Here is a 16314-nt window from a genome sequence, read left to right on the forward strand (position 1 = left end):
CGGGACGGAGGTTCGATACGCCGCCTGCGGCGGCTGCTCAACCTCGACCCGCCGTGCGTCAAAAGAAGCGGAAGCGCTCCGGGCCGAGATCCCACGGATCGCGATCGAGGTACTCGGCCGCGGCGCGGAACACGCAGCTCTCGATCATCATGCGGCGGTGCAGATCGTCGTTGCGGTGCAGGTGGCTGAGCCGCTCGATGGGCAGGCGGTAGACGATGATGCGTTTCGCATCGCGCAGAGCCGTCCAGCGCGGGATGCCGTCCTCGTCGGTCGCCGGCGGCATGTCGGCGATCTCGAAGCTCACGTCGCGGAGCTCCGGCCACGCCGACCGCAGGAACTCCGCGGCGGTGCCCACGGCGAGGTCGAAGCGGTCGATGCGCGTGTCGAGCGGCGGGAGTGGAGGCCGCACCACGGGGCTGCGGTCCTCGCGCCCGTGCCGGCCGTGCCGCGAGCGCCTCACGGACGGGATGTCCGTGCTCCGGGTCCGCCGCCACGCCATGCTGACATCCTAGGCGCGGCGCGGCGCCCCGAGCCGAATCGGAGGCGGCGGGCGCGGCATCCGCCCTCACTCCCGCGCGGCGGATAGTGTCGACCCGATGCGCGAGAGACTCTGCTCCAAGGTGGGATGCGCCCGCGAGGCTGTGACGACGCTGACCTACGACTACGGCGATCAGATGGCCGCGCTGGGTCCGCTCGGCGGTGGGGGCGACCCGCACGCGCACGACCTGTGCGCCATCCACACGGACCGCCTGTCGGTGCCGAAAGGCTGGGTCGTCGTGCGGCACGAGACGCTGCGCGTCTAGCCACGGCGCCACGCACCCGGCGGGTGCGAGAATGGGCGGATGCCGACCGAATCGCCCGCTGCCGCCGCCGTCCGCACGCTCGAGTTCGAGGTCGCCGACCTCTCCCTCGCCGAAGCCGGTCGCCACCAGCTGCGTCTTGCCGAGAACGAGATGCCGGGCCTCATGGCCCTGCGCGAGGAGTTCGGCCCGCTGCAGCCCCTGCGAGGCGCTCGCATCGCAGGCTCGCTCCACATGACCGTGCAGACCGCCGTGCTCATCGAGACTCTCGTCGCGCTCGGCGCGCAGGTGCGCTGGGCGAGCTGCAACATCTTCTCGACTCAGGACGAGGCGGCCGCCGCCGTCGTCGTCGGTCCCGCCGGCACGGTGGACGCCCCCGCCGGAGTGCCGGTCTTCGCATGGAAGGGCGAGACCCTCGAGGAGTACTGGCGACTCGCCGACCGCATCTTCGACTGGTCGGCCGAGGGCGCCGGCGCCGACGGACCCAACCTCATCCTCGACGACGGCGGCGACGCGACACTGCTGGTCCACAAGGGCGTCGAGTTCGAGGCGGCGGGGGCGGTTCCGGATGCCGCGCCCTCCGATTCCGCCGAGTACCGAATCGTCCTGGAGACCTTGCGTGCGAGCCTCGCGCGCGACCCCCGGCGCTTCACCCGCATGGCCGAGGGGCTCATCGGGGTGACGGAGGAGACGACGACCGGCGTCCACCGCCTGTACGAGCTCGCGGCATCCGGTCGCCTGCTCTTCCCCGCGATTAACGTCAACGACTCCGTCACCAAGTCGAAGTTCGACAACACCTACGGCATCCGTCACTCGCTGCCCGACGGGCTCAACCGCGCCACCGACGTGCTCATCGGCGGCAAGGTCGCCTTCGTCGCCGGCTACGGCGACGTCGGCAAGGGCTCGGCCGAAGCGCTGCGCGGCCAGGGTGCGCGCGTGATCGTCGGCGAGGTGGATCCGATCTGCGCCCTGCAGGCCGCGATGGACGGATTCCAGGTCGCACGCCTGGAGTCGGTGATCGACCAGGTCGACATCGTCGTCACGGGCACCGGCAACACCCGCGTGGTGACGCCCGAGCACCTCCTCGCCCTCAAGCACCTCGCGATCGTCGCGAACGTCGGCCATTTCGACGACGAGATCGACATGGCCGGACTCGCCGCCATCCCCGGCGCAGAGCGCATCGAGATCAAGCCGCAGGTGCACGAGTGGCGCCTGCCCACCGGTCGCAGCGTGCTGGTCCTGAGCGAGGGACGCCTGATGAACCTCGGCAATGCGACGGGGCATCCGTCGTTCGTGATGAGCGCCTCCTTCACGAACCAGGTGCTCGCGCAGCTCGAGCTCTACACCAAGCGCGAGGACTACCCCGTCGGCGTGTACACGCTGCCGAAGTCGCTGGACGAGAAGGTCGCGCGCCTGCACCTCGCCGCGCTGGGGGTCGAGCTGACCACGCTCACCCCCGAGCAGGCCGCCTACATCGGCGTCCCGGTGGACGGCCCCTACAAGCTGGACCACTACCGCTACTGAGCCCCCTCCCGCTCGCCCCCTTCTCCTGCCCCGTTCCGCCGCGCCAAAGTGCGGCTCGGTGTCGCCTTTTGCCGCGATTCGGCGCGGTGGAACCCGGGATTCGGCGCGGTGGAGCCCAGGTGGGGGGGAAGGGGGCTCAGCGCTCGGGGAATCCGCGGGGCGCGGCCGGCGCCGCCGAGGTGAGCGCGCCGACGCGCGCGGCCTCGAGCTGCAGCGCGCGCAGGTCCCGGTGGCGCCGCAGCGCGACGACGCCGATGATGAGCGTCTCGGGGTCGACAGCGGGCACCGGTGAGACGTGCTCGGACGCTTCGCGGGCGAGGGATGCCGCAACCCGCGCTCGCGCGGCCGGCTCCATGTTGCGCGCCGCGACGGCGAACTGCGCCAGGCGGCGGGACAGACGCTCGGGCAGGCGTCCGACGTCGGCCACCGCGGCCCACTCCACGAGCTGAGGCGGGATGCCGAACTCCGCGTCCGGCAGCCGAGGGGTCCGGGTGCGCTCCGAGTACGTGCCGGCCAGGAGGTCGCCGAGGCGCTGGGACCGCGGGGTGAAGGCGCCGACGAGCGCCGCCACGGCCCCGAGCGTGAACCACAGCTCGAACACCCCGACCAGTGCGCGGATGAAGGCGTGGCGGAATCCGGCGGCGCCGCCGTCGGCGCGCACGATCCTGCCTCCGACGGCGAGCTTGCCGAGGCTCCGCCCGCGGCTCGTCGTCTCGACCACAGTGGGCAGGGCGACGAGCACGAGCACCAGGACGGCGACCGTGGCGATCGTCAGCGTCGACTCGTCGAGGGCGCCGATGCTCAGCAGCCACGTCGTCAGCAGCACGAAGAGGATCAGCAGGATCACGCCGATCAGCATGTCGATCAGCACGCCCAGGGCCCGCAGGAAGTAGCCGATGGGCTGCACGTCGAGGGCGACCGCCTCACCGGTGAGCACCTCGTCCTGGTGGAGGTCGATGATCGAGGCGCGGCCGTCCGGCATGGGTACAGTGAAGCACATGGACCTCGACGCCCTCACCGCCGCCCGCCGCGGCGAGTGGGCCCGCCTCGATGAGCTCAGTCGCCGCCGCCGGCTCACGGGCGCCGAGGTCGACGAGCTCGTCGACCGGTACCGTGCCGCGTCGGCGGACCTCGCCGATGCGAAGACCTCGGCCGGGCGCAGCGTGCAGGGCGACCACGTCTCGACGATGCTCTCGAGGGCGCGCCTGCGTCTGACGGGGGCGCCCGAGAACGTCCTGCGCAAGGTGCCGCGCTTCTTCGCCCTGCAGCTGCCCGCGGCCCTGTACCGGCTCCGCTGGCCGACGCTCGCGATCGCCGCCGGGTTCATCCTGGTCGGCACCGTGGTGGCGCTGTGGGTGTCGGGCGACGAGGCGCTGGTCGCGACCCTCGGCAGCCGGTGGCAGCTGGAGCAGTATGCCGAGAACGATTTCACGGACTACTACAGCGAGAATCACCCCGCCGCGTTCGCCGGCACGGTGTGGTTCAACAACGCCTGGATCGCCGTGCAGTGCGTCCTGTTCGGCATCACCGGCTTCTGGCCGGTCATGGTGATGGTCCAGAACGCCGTCGGCGTCGGCACGGCGGCGGCCGTCATGATCGAGTTCGGCCGCGGCGACGTCTTCCTGCTCTACATCGCCCCGCACGGCCTGCTGGAACTGACCAGCCTGTTCGTCGCCGCGGCGGCCGGGCTCGGCATCTTCTGGGCCTGGGTGGCTCCCGGGCGCCGCACGCGGGGAGAGGCCCTCGCCGCCGCGGGCCGTTCGCTCGCGACGGTGGCGATCGGTCTCGTCTTCGCGCTCGCGCTCGCAGGCCTCATCGAGGGGTTCGTCACCGCCCAGCCGTGGCCGTGGCCGATCAAGATCGGGATCGGTGCCCTCGCCCTGGCGCTCTTCCTGGTCTACATGATCGTGGTGGGCGGCCGCGCGCATCGCCTCGGCGAGACCGGCGATCTCACCGAGTACGAGTCGGGCACGCCCACGCTCACCGCGGGGTGACCGCCGGGCTCAGGGGCGTGCGGCGTCGTCTGCCGCGCCGAACAGCGCGCGATACGCGTAGCCGGCGATGAGCGCGCCGACCACGGGGAACACCAGGAACACCCAGACCTGTGCGATCGCCTCGGGACCGCCGTAGATCGCCGTGGCGATCGACCGGGCGGGATTCACGGACGTGCTGTCGATCGGGATGGTCGCGAGGTGGATGAGCGTCAGCGTCAGTCCGATGACGAGACCCGCGAAGGCGGGATTCCCGCGGGTGGGGTGCGTCGCGCCCAGGATGACGAGCACGAAGACCGCCGTGAAGAGGACCTCCACGGCGATCGCGCCTCCGATGCCGAACCCGGCCGGGGACAGGCCATCCCAGCCGTTGCTGGCGAAGCCGCCGTCCTGGGCGGAGGAGAGCCATCCCTCGGGGCCGAACAGGCCGATGAGGACGATCAGGGTGGTGGCGATGGCACCGCCGACGATCTGCGCGATCACGTAGCCGACGGTGCGGTTCCACGGGAATCGCCCGGCTGCGGCGAGGCCGATCGTCACCGCCGGGTTGAAGTGCCCGCCCGAGACCGGGCCGAAGGCGTAGATGCCGGCGGCGAGGGCGAGCCCGACGGCGAGCGCGATGCCGAGGAACCCGACCCCTCGGTTGGCCTCGTCGGTTCCTTCGCCGTATCCCGCGGCGAACAGGGCCGTGCCGATCACGGCCAGAACCAGCACGAAGGTGCCGATGGCCTCCGCGACGAGCGGCGTGCTCGCGGAGCGGGGGGTGGTGGGCTCGCTCACGGCGGCTCCTCTCGGACGCAGACGGGGGACGCCCGCACCGAATCTAGTGGATCGCCCGGTGGGTCGCATGTCGGTCCGCGTCCATCAGCTGTTCCCCCGAGGGGGCGGCGCGGGATCCCTGGGAAATCGCTGAACGTCCGCTAGTGTCGTGGCCGTAAGTCGTGGCGGGGCACTTCGCGCCGCCCGTTCCGAATGGAGGAACTCCCCATGACGGGCACGGTTCGCAGTGCAGTCGCCGAGCTGGTCGGCACCTTCGTCTTCGTCTTCGCCATCATCGGCGCCGTCAACAGCGGCAGCGACCTCACGCCGCTGGCGATCGGCTTCGCGCTGATGGTCATGGTGTACGCCACGGGCCACATCTCCGGCGCGCACCTCAACCCCGCCGTCTCGGTCGGCGTCTGGCTCCGCGGAGCGATCGACGCCGTCGGCCTGGCGGTCTACATCGTCGCGCAGCTCGTGGGCGCGGCGCTTGCCGCGGCGCTCAGCTTCGCGCTGTGGCCGGCCGCCGCCGCTCCCGTCGAGGTCGAGGTCGGCCCGGCGCTGATCGCCGAGGCACTGTGGACCTTCGTCCTGGTCTACGTGGTGCTCAACGTCGCCACGTCGAAGGATCACCCGAACAACTCGTTCTACGGCCTCGCGATCGGCACGACGGTCTTCGTCGGCGCCGTCGCCTTCGGCTCGATCTCGGGCGGCGGCTTCAACCCCGCGGTGGCCCTGGGCCTGTCGATCACGGGCGCCTTCGCGTGGGGTTCGTACTGGATCTACTTCCTTGCTCCGATCGTCGGCGGCGCCCTTGCAGCTGTCGTGTTCCGCGTGCTGAACGCGCACGACAAGCTGCCCGCCACCGCCAAGTAGGCCAGAGCACGCGAACGGCCCGGGTGGGATGTCACCCGGGCCGTTCCGCGTCCGGCGGCGCGTCGGAGGTCAGAGGCGTCCGGCGGCCTTCAGCGCCAGGTAGCGATCGGCGATGCGGGGCGGCAGACCCTCGGGGGAGTCCGAGATCGCTTCGGCCCCTGCTCGAGCCATCGCGGCAGCGACGGTCGCGGCATCCCGTGCCGTCTTCTGCTCGGCGGCTTCGCGGTAGACGGATGCCGCGTCCGGCCGTTCCTCGCGGGGATCGGGGTCGTCGGCGACAGAGCCGACGAGCACCTGCGTGCGCCGGGTGAGCGCCGGCAGCGAGCCGAGGAAGCCGCGCGCGGCCTCGGCGGCGTCCTGCGCGGTCAGGAGCACCACGAGCGACGGACGCGACGTCAGGGTGCGCACCTCCGCGAACGCGGCATCCCAGTCGGTCTCGATCAGCTGCGGCTCGACGGGGGCCATGGCGTCGACGAGCGCCGGAAGCAGGCCCGGACCGTCGACCCGCGTCACACGGGCCCGCACTCTCCGGTCGAACATGAGCAGATGGGTGTGATCGCCCGCGCGCGACGCCAGTGCGGCGAGCAGGAGGGCGGACTCCATCGCCGCGTCGAGTCGCACGCCGTCGCCCACACGCGCGGCGGAGGTGCGTCCGGTGTCGATCAGGATGACGACGTGGCGGTCGCGCTCCGGGCGCCAGGTGCGCAGCATCGTCGTCGTGGACCTGGCCGTCGCGCGCCAGTCGATCGAGCGCACGTCGTCGCCGCGCACGTACTCGCGCAGGCTGTCGAACTCGGTTCCCTGGCCGCGGACCTGCACGCTCGTGTTGCCGTCCAGCTCACGCAGTCGCGCCAGCCGCGAGGGCAGGTGCCGGCGCGACGTGAACGGCGGCAGCACGCGGAGCGCGCCCACGCTGTCGAGCTTCGCCTGGCGGCCGGCGAGGCGCAGCGGCCCGTCGGAGCGCACGACCACGAAGCGCGAGGTGAGCTCGCCGCGACGCCGGGGCAGGAGGGGGATCGTGAAGGTGCGGCCCTCCCCGGGCGGGAGGCTGAGCGCCACCCGTTCGAGGGGCGCTCCTGCGGTGGGCTGCCACGCGTCGCGGAAGCGCCCCCGGATGGTGCGGTTCCCCTCGTTGCGCAGCCGCACCTCGGCGGAGGCCGGCTCTCCGAGCAGCGCGCGGCGCGGCATCCGTCGCTCGACCCGGATCCGGCGCGGATCGGGCGCGATCGCCGCATCGGCCAGCGCCAGGATCGCGCACAGGGCGATCCACGCGCCCGCCGCGAGCCACGCGTCCACGCCCGCCGTCGAGAGCAGCACGACGGGCACTGCGCCGACGGCGACGAGCAGGGGGAGACGGCCGGTGAGGTACATCTCAGATGGGGACGCGGGTCTGCTGGACCACCGAGCCGAGCACGGCGTCGACGGAGACGCCCTCGAGCTCGGCGTCGGGACGCAGGCGGATGCGGTGGCGCCACGTGGGAAGCAGCATCGTCTGCACGTGGTCGGGCGTGATCGCGGGGTACCCCCCGAGCCACGCCCACGCCTTCGCGGCGGCGAGGAGCGCGGTCGTCGCTCGGGGGCTGACCCCGAGCTGCACCGACGGGCTGCGGCGGGTGGCCTGCGCGAGGTCGACGACGTAGCCGAGCACGTCGTCCGAGACGGTGACGGATGCCGCGGCCCGCTGTGCTGCGTGGATCTCGTCGGCGCTCGCCGCACGCTGCAGGCCGGCTCCGGCGAGGTCGCGGGGGTCGAAGCCGCTCGCGTGGCGACGCAGGACGGCGAGCTCCGCATCCCGCGCCGGGATCTCGACGAGGAGCTTGAGGAGGAACCGGTCGAGCTGCGCCTCGGGGAGCGTGTACGTGCCCTCATGCTCGATGGGGTTCTGGGTCGCCGCCACGAGGAAGGGGTCGGGGAGCGGACGCGTGACGCCGTCGGTCGACACCTGGCGCTCCTCCATGGCCTCCAGCAGCGCGGCCTGCGTCTTGGGGGGCGTGCGGTTGATCTCGTCCGCGAGCACGATGTTGGTGAACACCGGGCCCTCGCGGAACTCGAGCTCGCCGGCCTTGGCGTCGTAGATGAGCGAGCCCGACACGTCGCCCGGCATCAGGTCGGGCGTGAACTGGATGCGCTTCGTGTCGAGGCCGAGCGCGGTGCTGAACGACCGCACCAGCAGGGTCTTGGCGACGCCGGGGACGCCCTCCAGCAGGACGTGGCCGCGCGCGAGCAGGGCGATCAGCAGCCCGGTGACGGTGCCGTCCTGGCCGATCACGGCCTTGCCCACCTCGAGGCGGACGCGGTTCATCGCCTCACGCAGCTCCGCATCGTCGGGCCGCGCCGGGCTGGTCGGGGGAGTGTCGCTCATCAGGGGTTCCTTTCGGGGCGGACGTGGGCATGCACGGCGTCCTCGAGCCGGCGCAGGCGCATCGCGAGGTCGACGAGGTCGGCGTCGGTGGCGGGGATGTCGTCGAGGAGGGTGCGTCGCACGGCGCCGCGGTCGATCCCGGCGCGGGCCGCGGCCGCGTCGGAGATCTCCTGCGCCGACGCGCCGGGGCCGAGGCCGAGGAGGCGCGCGAGGCGTTCGAGAGCGCCGATCCGCAGCTGGTCGGCGGCGTGGAGCGCATCGCGGGCATGCGCGTACAGGCGGGCCCGGCCCTCTGTGGTCTCCGACGCGCGCACGGTGACCGGCAGCCGCTCCGCCACGAGCGGGCCGAAGCGGCGCCCGCGCCAGATGGCGGCGGCGAGGGCCGCGACCATCAGCAGCACGATCACCGGGCTGACCCAGGGCGGCGTGAGCTCGCCGAGCGTGAACTCCGTGTCGGCGAGGTCGGTGTCGCCCAGTGCCGGCTGGTACCAGACGACGAGCGGATGCCGCCCCATCAGGTTCACGGCCAGCGCGGCGTTCCCGTTCTCGGCGAGGTGCTCGTTGGTGAACAGCACGGTGCCGTCGACGACGCTCGACCGGTCCTCGCCGGTGAACGACGTCAGAAGGCCGTGCCCTCCCTCGACGGGATAGCACGCCATCGTGCCGCCGGAGGCGCTGAAGAGCGCGCCCGGCTGGATGCCGCCGGAGCGCTCGGCGGCATCCAGGGAGCATTCCGGCTGGACGACGCCATCGGGGGCCGAGCCGGCCATGGCCGCGCTGGGGATCAGCAGGTCGATCGTGCGCGAGCGCGGTTCGATGAGCACCACGTCGGTCGCGAGGCCGACGAGCTCCCGGAGGCGCCCGTCGGAGAGGGCGGGAGTGTCGGTGAGCACCAGGGTCGCCGTGCCTGACTCGAGAAGTGTCTCGACCTCTTCGTGGTCGCGGGCAGCGCGCACCTGGACGCCGTGCTGGCCCAGGATCTCGGCGAGGGCGCGCGTGCCGGTCGGCCCGGCGGACTCGGGATCCAGGCTGTCGCGCTCGATCCACTGCGAGCCGGCCTGCATCACCGCTCCCACGCCGCCCACGATGAGCAGGACGAGGCCGATCGCGATCCAGGTGCCCCGGCGCCGGCGGCGCGCGGGCGGCGCTGCGGGCGCCGGTGCGTCGACCACGGGGGCGCTCACGCGAGCACCTCGGCGCGGACGGCCGGTCGCGCCGCGACCACGGCGTCGTCGGCGTCGGCGACGAGCCGGTACAGCTCCGGGGTGCCCGGGCGCCGGAGGTAGCGGACGTCGTCGAACGCGGATGCCGCCGTTTCGAGGTCTCCGGCGAGGCCGGGGAACGCGCGGGCCGCCGCGCGCGCGAACGCGTGCACGGTCGCACCGGGCGGCGTGTCGACGACCCCGCGTTCCACGCATCCCCGTGCGAGCGCGCGGAAGCGCAGCACCACGGCCTCGTCCCACCGCTGGGCACGTGCCGCGGACGCTGCGGCTTCGCGGAGCTGGGAGGCCGAGCGGCCCTCCTCCTCGCCGAAGAGCGCGGCGCTCGCGGCGCGCGCACGCCGGGTGGAGCGCGGCACACCCCAGACGGCGAAGGCGACGGCGATCACGGCGATGACGACGGCCGCGGCGATGACGGCGAACAGCGAGCCCCACTCGCCGGACAGCTCCGTGGAGAAGAGGCCGGCCAGGAAGTCGCGGATCGCCTGGGCGGCGCGGTCGAGCAGCGTCGGCTCGGCGATGTCGTATGCCGGATCGGAGAGCTCGGTCTCGGCCCAGCGGCGCGCCTCGTCGCCGTCCGGCTCGAGGGGCGGGACGGTGTCGGCGGCGCGGGCGGCGAGCACGGCGCCCGCGCCCGCTGCGATGCCGAGCAAGCCGGTCAGGCCCACGGAGACTCTCGGTCGACGCCGTCCTGGGCGGCCCCGGGCGGGGTCCAGGTCGTCCGCGCCGGGTCGGCGCCGTCTTCGGTCTCTCGGGCAGCCCGGTCGGCGTCCGGCGATGCCGGAGCGGCCGATGCCGGAGCGGCCGAGGCCGGACCGGCCGGCGCCGGGGGCGCGACCGGGGGCTGTGCGTACGGTGGGTGCCCGTACGCCGGAGCAGCGTAAACGGACGGCTGGGCCGGCTGGGCGTAGGCCTGCTGCGCATAGGGCTGCTGTGCGTAGGGCTGCTGTGCGTACGGCGGCTGGCCCTGGGGCGGCGGTCCGTAGGGCGGCTGTCCGTATGCGGGCGCCTGCTGGCCGTATGCCGGATACATTCCCGGGGCGCTGTAGACGGGGCGCGGAAGCACCGCTCGGCCGATGTTCTCGAGATAGGGGTCCGGGAGCGCAGTGGCTCCGGCATCCCGTCGCTCGACGTAGGCGAGGAGATCGAGGTCGAGGCCCTCGCGACGCATACGGCAGTCGATGTAGATGATCGCCGTGGCGGTGGACTGCACCACGATCGCGACCGACTGGATGAGAAGCGTCACGACCTGGGTCAGCAGCCCGCCGGCGATGATGCCGATGATCGCCGTCGGCTCGGCGGATCCGGTCGGGGCGATGATCGTGCCGAGTCCGGAGCTCAGCAGACTGAACGGGATGCTGACCGCCTGCGCCACGAATCCGAACACGAACGAGATCAGGACGATCACGCCGAGAACGGGCCAGAACCGTCCGCGCGTCAGCGTCCAGGACCGCGCGATAGCGGTCCCGAGAGTCGCGCGCTCGAGGATGATCGCGGCGGGGACGAGCAGCAGCTTGACGGACAGCCACATGGTGAGGGGGATGGAGGCGAGGAAGACGAGCAGCACGAGCACGATGGCGGCGGGTCCGGCGACCGCCGCGATGGCGACGGTCGCGACGCCGACGACCGCGATTGCGCCGACGATCACGAGCATGAGGAGCGCCGCGTATCCGATGAGCCGCCACGCGATCGGCTTCACCTGGCGCCACAGCGCTCCGAGTGTCAGTCTTTCGGCAACGGCGGCATGGGCGACCTCGGTGACGACGATGCCCTGCACGAGGACCCCGAGGGCGCCGGCCGCCAGGGCGAGCACGACCCCCGCGATCAGCGTGATAGCGACCGACCCCGCCATGACGGCGTCGAACTCGTCGCTCCCCGGCTGGAGGGTGTCCAGCCGGCTGAACGACGCGAAGGCGATGCCCAGCACGGCGACGAGGACGACGATGTACGCGAGCGTCTGCACGACGAGTGCGAAGCCGAGCAGCACCCGCGGGTTGCTGCGCAGCGCCGAGAACGAGCGACCCAGGATCGTGCCGAACGAGAGGGGATGCAGCGGGATGATCCCCGGTCGGGATGCCGGAGTCCAGGCCGGATAGGCGGTCACGGGGGTCCCCCTCTGGGTCGTGCGCCTGCGTCTTCGGGCGTTCTCCCATATCGTGTCACACCGGCCGCGCGCGGCATCCGCTTTCCACCGCTTTCGGCGCGGTCACGGGCGGTGCTCGGCCTGTCCTCAGGCGGTGTCGACTACTCTGTGGGGAGCGCAAGGGGAAGGCGCCGTCCGCGCCCTGCCCGTGCGATGAAGAGAAGGACGAATCCGCGCGATGACATCACGCATCCTGGTGGTCGACGACGACACCGCCCTCGCCGAGATGATCGGCATCGTGCTGCGCACCGAGGGATTCGACACCGTGTTCTGCGCCGACGGCGCCCAGGCCGTCGACGCGTGGCGCACCGAGCGCCCCGACCTGATCCTCCTCGACCTCATGCTGCCCGGCATGGACGGCATCGAGATCTGCACGCGCGTGCGCGCGGAGTCCGGCGTGCCCATCATCATGCTCACGGCGCGCACCGACACGGCCGACGTCGTGAAGGGGCTGGAGTCGGGGGCCGACGACTACATCGTGAAGCCCTTCAACCCGAAGGAGCTGGTCGCGCGGATCAAGACGCGACTGCGCCCCGCCAGTCAGCCGGCGAACGACCACCTGCGCATCGGCGACCTGACCGTCGACGTCGCCGCCCATGAGGTGCGCCGGGGCGAAGGGCCGATCGCCCTCACGCCGCTCGAGTTCGAGCTGCTCGTCGCGCTGGCTTCGAAGCCGCAGCAGGTGTTCTCACGCGAGATGCTGCTCGAGCAGGTGTGGGGCTATCACTACAAGGCGGACACCCGGCTGGTCAACGTCCACGTGCAGCGGCTGCGCGCGAAGGTCGAGCAGGACCCCGACAACCCCAAGATCGTGACCACGGTGCGCGGCGTCGGCTATCGCGCCGGCGCGGTCGTGTGAGGCGCACATGGCGACCCCGACCACGGGGGTGACGGCGACCCGGACGCCGCTCGGCGGGTGGCGTGACTGGCGCGCGTGGCCGGGCAACCTCGCGACCCTGTGGCGCCGGTCGCTGCGGTTCCGGACGATCCTGGTGACGCTGGGGCTGACGGCGCTCGCGGTCGTCGTCGCGTGCGTGTGGATGGCGCTGGCCATCCAGAACGACCTGTTCGTCTCGCGCAAGGACCAGGTGCTGCTCAACGCGCAGCGCGCCACCGCCGCCGCGCAGGTCACCCTCGACAGCGCCACGGGTCAGGATGACGTGCAGCTCCAGAACGCGATGCAGCTCGTGCGCACCACGCTGAATCAGCAGTCCACGAGTGACGCGTACGCCGCATTCCGCATCGGCCCGCTCTCGCAGAACGCCCCGCAGGACTTCACGTCGGACCTGGCGTTCGAGAGCCTCCTCACCGACGGCATGCGGGAGAGCGTGCGCGCCAACGACGACCGCCAGGTCTGGCAATCGGTCGCACTGCCGACCGAGGACGGCACGACCACTCCCGGCATCGTGGTCGGGCAGCAGCTGAACGTCCCCGGCGTCGGGCCCTACGAGCTCTACCTCGCCTACGACCTCGCCAACGCCCCCCAGACCCTCGGCTTCGTGCAGGGCACGCTGTGGATCGTGGGCATCGGCCTGGTGCTGCTCATCAGCGGCATCGCGTGGTTCGTGCTGCGGTCGGTCACCACCCCGATCGGCGAGGCCGCCCAGACGAGCGCCCGGCTCGCGTCGGGGCAGCTGGGCGTGCGCCTGCCGGTGCGCGGCGAGGACGAGCTCGCCACGCTCGGCCGGTCGTTCAACGCGATGGCCGACAGCATCGAGTCGCAGATCAAGGAGCTCGCCGACCTGTCCCTGGTGCAGCAGCGCTTCGTGTCGGACGTGTCGCACGAGCTCCGGACGCCGCTGACGACGATCCGTCTGGCCGCCGACATGATCAACGACCAGCGCGACGCGTTCGATCCCGCCACGGCGCGTGCCGCCGAGCTCCTCAACAACCAGGTGCAGCGCTTCGAGACGCTGCTGACCGATCTGCTCGAGATCAGCCGCTACGACGCGGGGTCGGTGCAGCTGGAGCTGGAGCCGACGAGCCTCGCCCATCTCGCCGAGGACGTGATCGCGTCGATGGAGCAGCTCGCCGAGCAGCACCGCACCGACGTGCGGCTGGTGGCGCCGGGGGGATATTCCCCCGTCGACATGGACCCGCGCCGCGTGCGGCGGGTGGTGCGCAATCTGCTCGGCAACGCGATCGAGCACGGCGAGGGTCGCCCCATCGTGGTCACGGTCGACAGCGACCAGCAGTCCGTCGCCCTCGGCGTGCGCGACTACGGCCTGGGCATGAAGCCCGAAGACGTGGAGCGCGTGTTCGACCGTTTCTGGCGGGCCGACCCGTCGCGCACGCGCACGATCGGCGGCACCGGACTCGGCTTGTCGATCGCCCTCGGGGACGCGCGGCTGCACGGAGGCGAGCTCGGCGTGTGGTCCGAGCTCGGCCGCGGCACCAACTTCGTGCTCACCCTTCCCCGCAAGGGCGCCCGCCTGACCGGGCCGTCGCCGATCCCGCTCGACCCGGGAGACGACTCGATCGCCGCCGTCGACGACCTCGGGCTCACGCAGCCGATCCAGGTCCCGCTCGCCGACGTGAGGACGCCGGATGCCGCATCCCCGGGCGGTGCATCGTGACGGCGCGTCGCGGCATCCTGTCGCTGATCGTCGCGGTGCTCGCGGTCGTGCTCACGGCATGCGCGGGCCTTCCGACCAGCGGCAAGGTCAACTACGGACTGAGCACCTCGGATGCCCCGGACTCCGAGGACGTCTCGTTCCTCCTGCCCGACAGCCCGCAGCCGGGAGCCACGCCCGAGCAGATCGTCGAGGGGTTCATCCGCGCCGGATCCGGTCCTGGCGCGCGCGCTCAGTGGGACCGCGCGCGCGAGTTCCTGACCCCGGACTTCGCCCAGGCGTGGGATCCCTCCGCAGGCGTGATCGTCGACGTGTTCGAGGATCGCGTGGCGAGCGAGACCGACGAGGGCGTCGTGACCCTGGCGACGACGGTGGTGGCGACCGTCGACGACGGCGGGGCCTACGAGCGGGCCGAACTCGCCGAGCTGGCGGAGCTCCCCTTCGAACTGGCCCGGATCGACGGCGAGTGGCGCATCTCGTTCGCGCTGGACGGCGTCGTGCTGGACAGGGACGAGTTCCCGCGCGTGTTCCACGACTACTCCGTCATGTACTTCGACCCCACGTGGCAGTTCCTCGTGCCCGATGCGCGCTGGTTCCCGACCACGAGCGCCGCCCGGGATGTGGCGCTCGCCCTCAACGACGGGCCCAGCACCTGGCTCGCCGAGTCGGTCGAGTCCGCCTTCCCCGAGGGGGTCGAGGTCGTCGCGGCGGTTCCCCGGCCGGGGAACGCCTACGAGATCGAGGTGTCCGAGGCCGCGCTCGCCATCGACCGGGAGACCACCGATCGGATCTACACGCAGCTGCGCGCGAGCCTGGCGTCGGCGGGTGTCTCCGAGATCGAGCTCACGGTGCGGTCCACGCCGATCGAGGCCGAGGCGGTCGGCGTGCGATCGACCCGCGTTCCGGGTGCCCCGCTCGTGCTCACCGAGGACGGCTTCGGCTTCCTCGCCGGCGGCGACGAGCTCGAGCCGATCCCCGGTCTCTCGCAGATCGTGGCGGACTTCGATCCGGTGGCCGTCCAGGTCGGCCCGGAGCGCGAGGCGGCGGCCGTGCGCCAGTCCGACGGAGCCGTGTCGATCGTGCGCGCCGACGAGACCTACGACGTCCTGGACACGCGTGACGGGGTCATCGACCCCTCGATCGACCCCTTCGACATCGTGTGGACCGTGCCGCGCGATCAGCCGGGCGGCGTGCAGGCCTACCTCGCCGACCTGAGCCCGGTCATCATCGCCGACGCGTGGCCCGGAGCCAGCGCGATCCACGCGATGTCCGTCTCGCGCGACGGCTCCCGCGTGGCGGCCGTCGTCACCGCGGGCGGGCGCAACGCGCTGTGGGTCGCCGGCATCGTCCGCGGCGCCGACCAGGTGCCCGAGCGACTGGGGGATCCGGTGCCGCTCGCGACGGTGCCCGGGTCGAGCCGCGGGCTGGCGTGGCTCGACGACCTCTCGATCGGCGTGCTCTCGGGCGACGACGAGGGCACGACGGTGATCGAGCAGGTCGTCGGCGGGCTGACCGCGGAGCCGAGCGGCGCGCCCGCGAACATGACCTCGATCGCCGGCGGCACGTCGCTCTCCAGCGTGCGGCTGCTCGCCGACGACGGCACCCTCTCGGTCAAGCGCGGCACGAGCTGGCAGCCGACCGCCACGGGCGTGCTCGTGCTGGCCACCCAGCAGGGCATCCCCCAGTAGGCTGCTCCTCCCCAGCGGGCCGGGGTGCGGCATCCGTCCCCCGGTGCGCCCGCGACGTGCGGGCGCGACCTGAACCGGTGGGAGCGTCGCGGAATGCTCTTCTCCGATTCCTCGCCCGCCGTCGTCCGAGCGGCCCTCTCCGACGCGCTCGCGCTCGTGCTGCCCGTGGTGTGCGCGGGATGCGGCGCCCCCGACGCGTCGCTGTGCGAGGAGTGCGCGGCTGCGCTCCGGCCGTCGCCGGCGCGGCGGATCATCCGCCCACCCGGCGGACCCGTGGAGGTGTGGAGCGGTCTGCCGTTCGACGGCGTCGCGGCGCCGCGACCCCCCCACACCAAAGAACAACCTCGCACCCCCCAACCCCCCCCCCCACCAACCCCC

The 16314-nt window shown here is 72.5% G+C and carries 15 protein-coding genes; 7 read left to right on the plus strand and 8 right to left on the minus strand.

Translation table 11 applies throughout. The features are described from left to right. Positions 1–58: 58 nt before the first annotated feature. On the minus strand, positions 59–412 hold the full coding sequence (locus ACE3O1_RS00335) for a metallopeptidase family protein (RefSeq protein ID WP_374311259.1): 354 nt from the start codon (positions 410–412) through the stop codon (positions 59–61). A gap of 184 nt (positions 413–596) precedes the next feature. Between ACE3O1_RS00335 and ACE3O1_RS00340 the strand changes: the two genes are divergently transcribed. Both ACE3O1_RS00340 and ahcY read left to right on the plus strand, forming a co-directional pair. Further along, the gene (locus tag ACE3O1_RS00340) at positions 597–803 is read left to right on the plus strand and encodes a DUF3499 family protein (protein ID WP_214465781.1); all 207 of its coding nucleotides are present in this window, start codon (positions 597–599) and stop codon (positions 801–803) included. A 39-nt stretch (positions 804–842) separates the two neighbouring features. Beyond that, entirely contained in the window at positions 843–2324 is a 1482-nt protein-coding gene (gene ahcY, locus ACE3O1_RS00345; protein ID WP_374311262.1) for an adenosylhomocysteinase, read from the plus strand. A 136-nt stretch (positions 2325–2460) separates the two neighbouring features. On the opposite strand, the gene ACE3O1_RS00350 is transcribed toward ahcY, so the two are convergent. Next, positions 2461–3306, minus strand: a complete 846-nt coding sequence (locus ACE3O1_RS00350) for an RDD family protein (protein WP_374311264.1) — start codon at positions 3304–3306, stop codon at positions 2461–2463. Between the two features lie 16 nt (positions 3307–3322). Here ACE3O1_RS00350 and ACE3O1_RS00355 point away from each other — a divergent pair, with 16 nt between their 5' ends. After that, the gene (locus ACE3O1_RS00355; protein WP_374311266.1) at positions 3323–4318 is read left to right on the plus strand and encodes a stage II sporulation protein M; all 996 of its coding nucleotides are present in this window, start codon (positions 3323–3325) and stop codon (positions 4316–4318) included. Between the two features lie 9 nt (positions 4319–4327). On the opposite strand, the gene ACE3O1_RS00360 is transcribed toward ACE3O1_RS00355, so the two are convergent. Continuing rightward, entirely contained in the window at positions 4328–5095 is a 768-nt protein-coding gene (locus ACE3O1_RS00360; protein WP_374311268.1) for an aquaporin, read from the minus strand. Positions 5096–5302: 207 nt separating this feature from the next. Here ACE3O1_RS00360 and ACE3O1_RS00365 point away from each other — a divergent pair, with 207 nt between their 5' ends. Further along, positions 5303–5950, plus strand: a complete 648-nt coding sequence (locus ACE3O1_RS00365) for an MIP/aquaporin family protein (protein WP_374311270.1) — start codon at positions 5303–5305, stop codon at positions 5948–5950. Positions 5951–6019: 69 nt separating this feature from the next. On the opposite strand, the gene ACE3O1_RS00370 is transcribed toward ACE3O1_RS00365, so the two are convergent. The 5 genes from ACE3O1_RS00370 to ACE3O1_RS00390 are packed head-to-tail and all read right to left on the minus strand — an operon-like array spanning position 6020 to position 11636. Continuing rightward, positions 6020–7321 carry a DUF58 domain-containing protein gene (locus ACE3O1_RS00370; RefSeq protein ID WP_374311273.1) on the minus strand — a complete coding sequence of 434 codons (1302 nt, stop codon included), beginning with the start codon at positions 7319–7321 and terminating at the stop codon, positions 6020–6022. 1 nt (position 7322) lies between these two features. Next, positions 7323–8312: an AAA family ATPase gene (locus ACE3O1_RS00375; RefSeq protein ID WP_374311275.1), complete on the minus strand. Its 990-nt coding sequence runs from the start codon at positions 8310–8312 to the stop codon at positions 7323–7325. Next, a complete protein-coding gene (locus ACE3O1_RS00380; RefSeq protein ID WP_374311278.1) occupies positions 8312–9496 on the minus strand; it encodes a DUF4350 domain-containing protein in 1185 nt (394 codons plus the stop codon). Before ACE3O1_RS00380 ends, ACE3O1_RS00375 begins: the two co-directional genes overlap by 1 nt. Next, positions 9493–10200 carry a DUF4129 domain-containing protein gene (locus ACE3O1_RS00385; protein WP_374311280.1) on the minus strand — a complete coding sequence of 236 codons (708 nt, stop codon included), beginning with the start codon at positions 10198–10200 and terminating at the stop codon, positions 9493–9495. Before ACE3O1_RS00385 ends, ACE3O1_RS00380 begins: the two co-directional genes overlap by 4 nt. Further along, positions 10191–11636 (minus strand): hypothetical protein, encoded by a 1446-nt coding sequence (locus ACE3O1_RS00390; RefSeq protein WP_374311282.1) that lies wholly within the window; start codon positions 11634–11636, stop codon positions 10191–10193. Before ACE3O1_RS00390 ends, ACE3O1_RS00385 begins: the two co-directional genes overlap by 10 nt. Before the next feature lie 217 nt (positions 11637–11853). On the opposite strand from ACE3O1_RS00390, the gene mtrA reads away from it, so the two are divergent. From mtrA to ACE3O1_RS00405, 3 genes are read left to right on the plus strand one after another with little or no spacing between them, the layout of a single operon-like run. Next, a complete protein-coding gene (mtrA, locus tag ACE3O1_RS00395; RefSeq protein WP_374311284.1) occupies positions 11854–12534 on the plus strand; it encodes an MtrAB system response regulator MtrA in 681 nt (226 codons plus the stop codon). A 7-nt stretch (positions 12535–12541) separates the two neighbouring features. After that, on the plus strand, positions 12542–14251 hold the full coding sequence (mtrB, locus tag ACE3O1_RS00400) for an MtrAB system histidine kinase MtrB (RefSeq protein WP_374311287.1): 1710 nt from the start codon (positions 12542–12544) through the stop codon (positions 14249–14251). Next, the gene (locus tag ACE3O1_RS00405) at positions 14248–15936 is read left to right on the plus strand and encodes an LpqB family beta-propeller domain-containing protein (protein WP_374311289.1); all 1689 of its coding nucleotides are present in this window, start codon (positions 14248–14250) and stop codon (positions 15934–15936) included. Before mtrB ends, ACE3O1_RS00405 begins: the two co-directional genes overlap by 4 nt. Positions 15937–16314 lie beyond the last annotated feature (378 nt).

The organism is Microbacterium sp. (genome assembly GCF_041909575.1).
GTDB lineage: Bacteria > Actinomycetota > Actinomycetes > Actinomycetales > Microbacteriaceae > Microbacterium.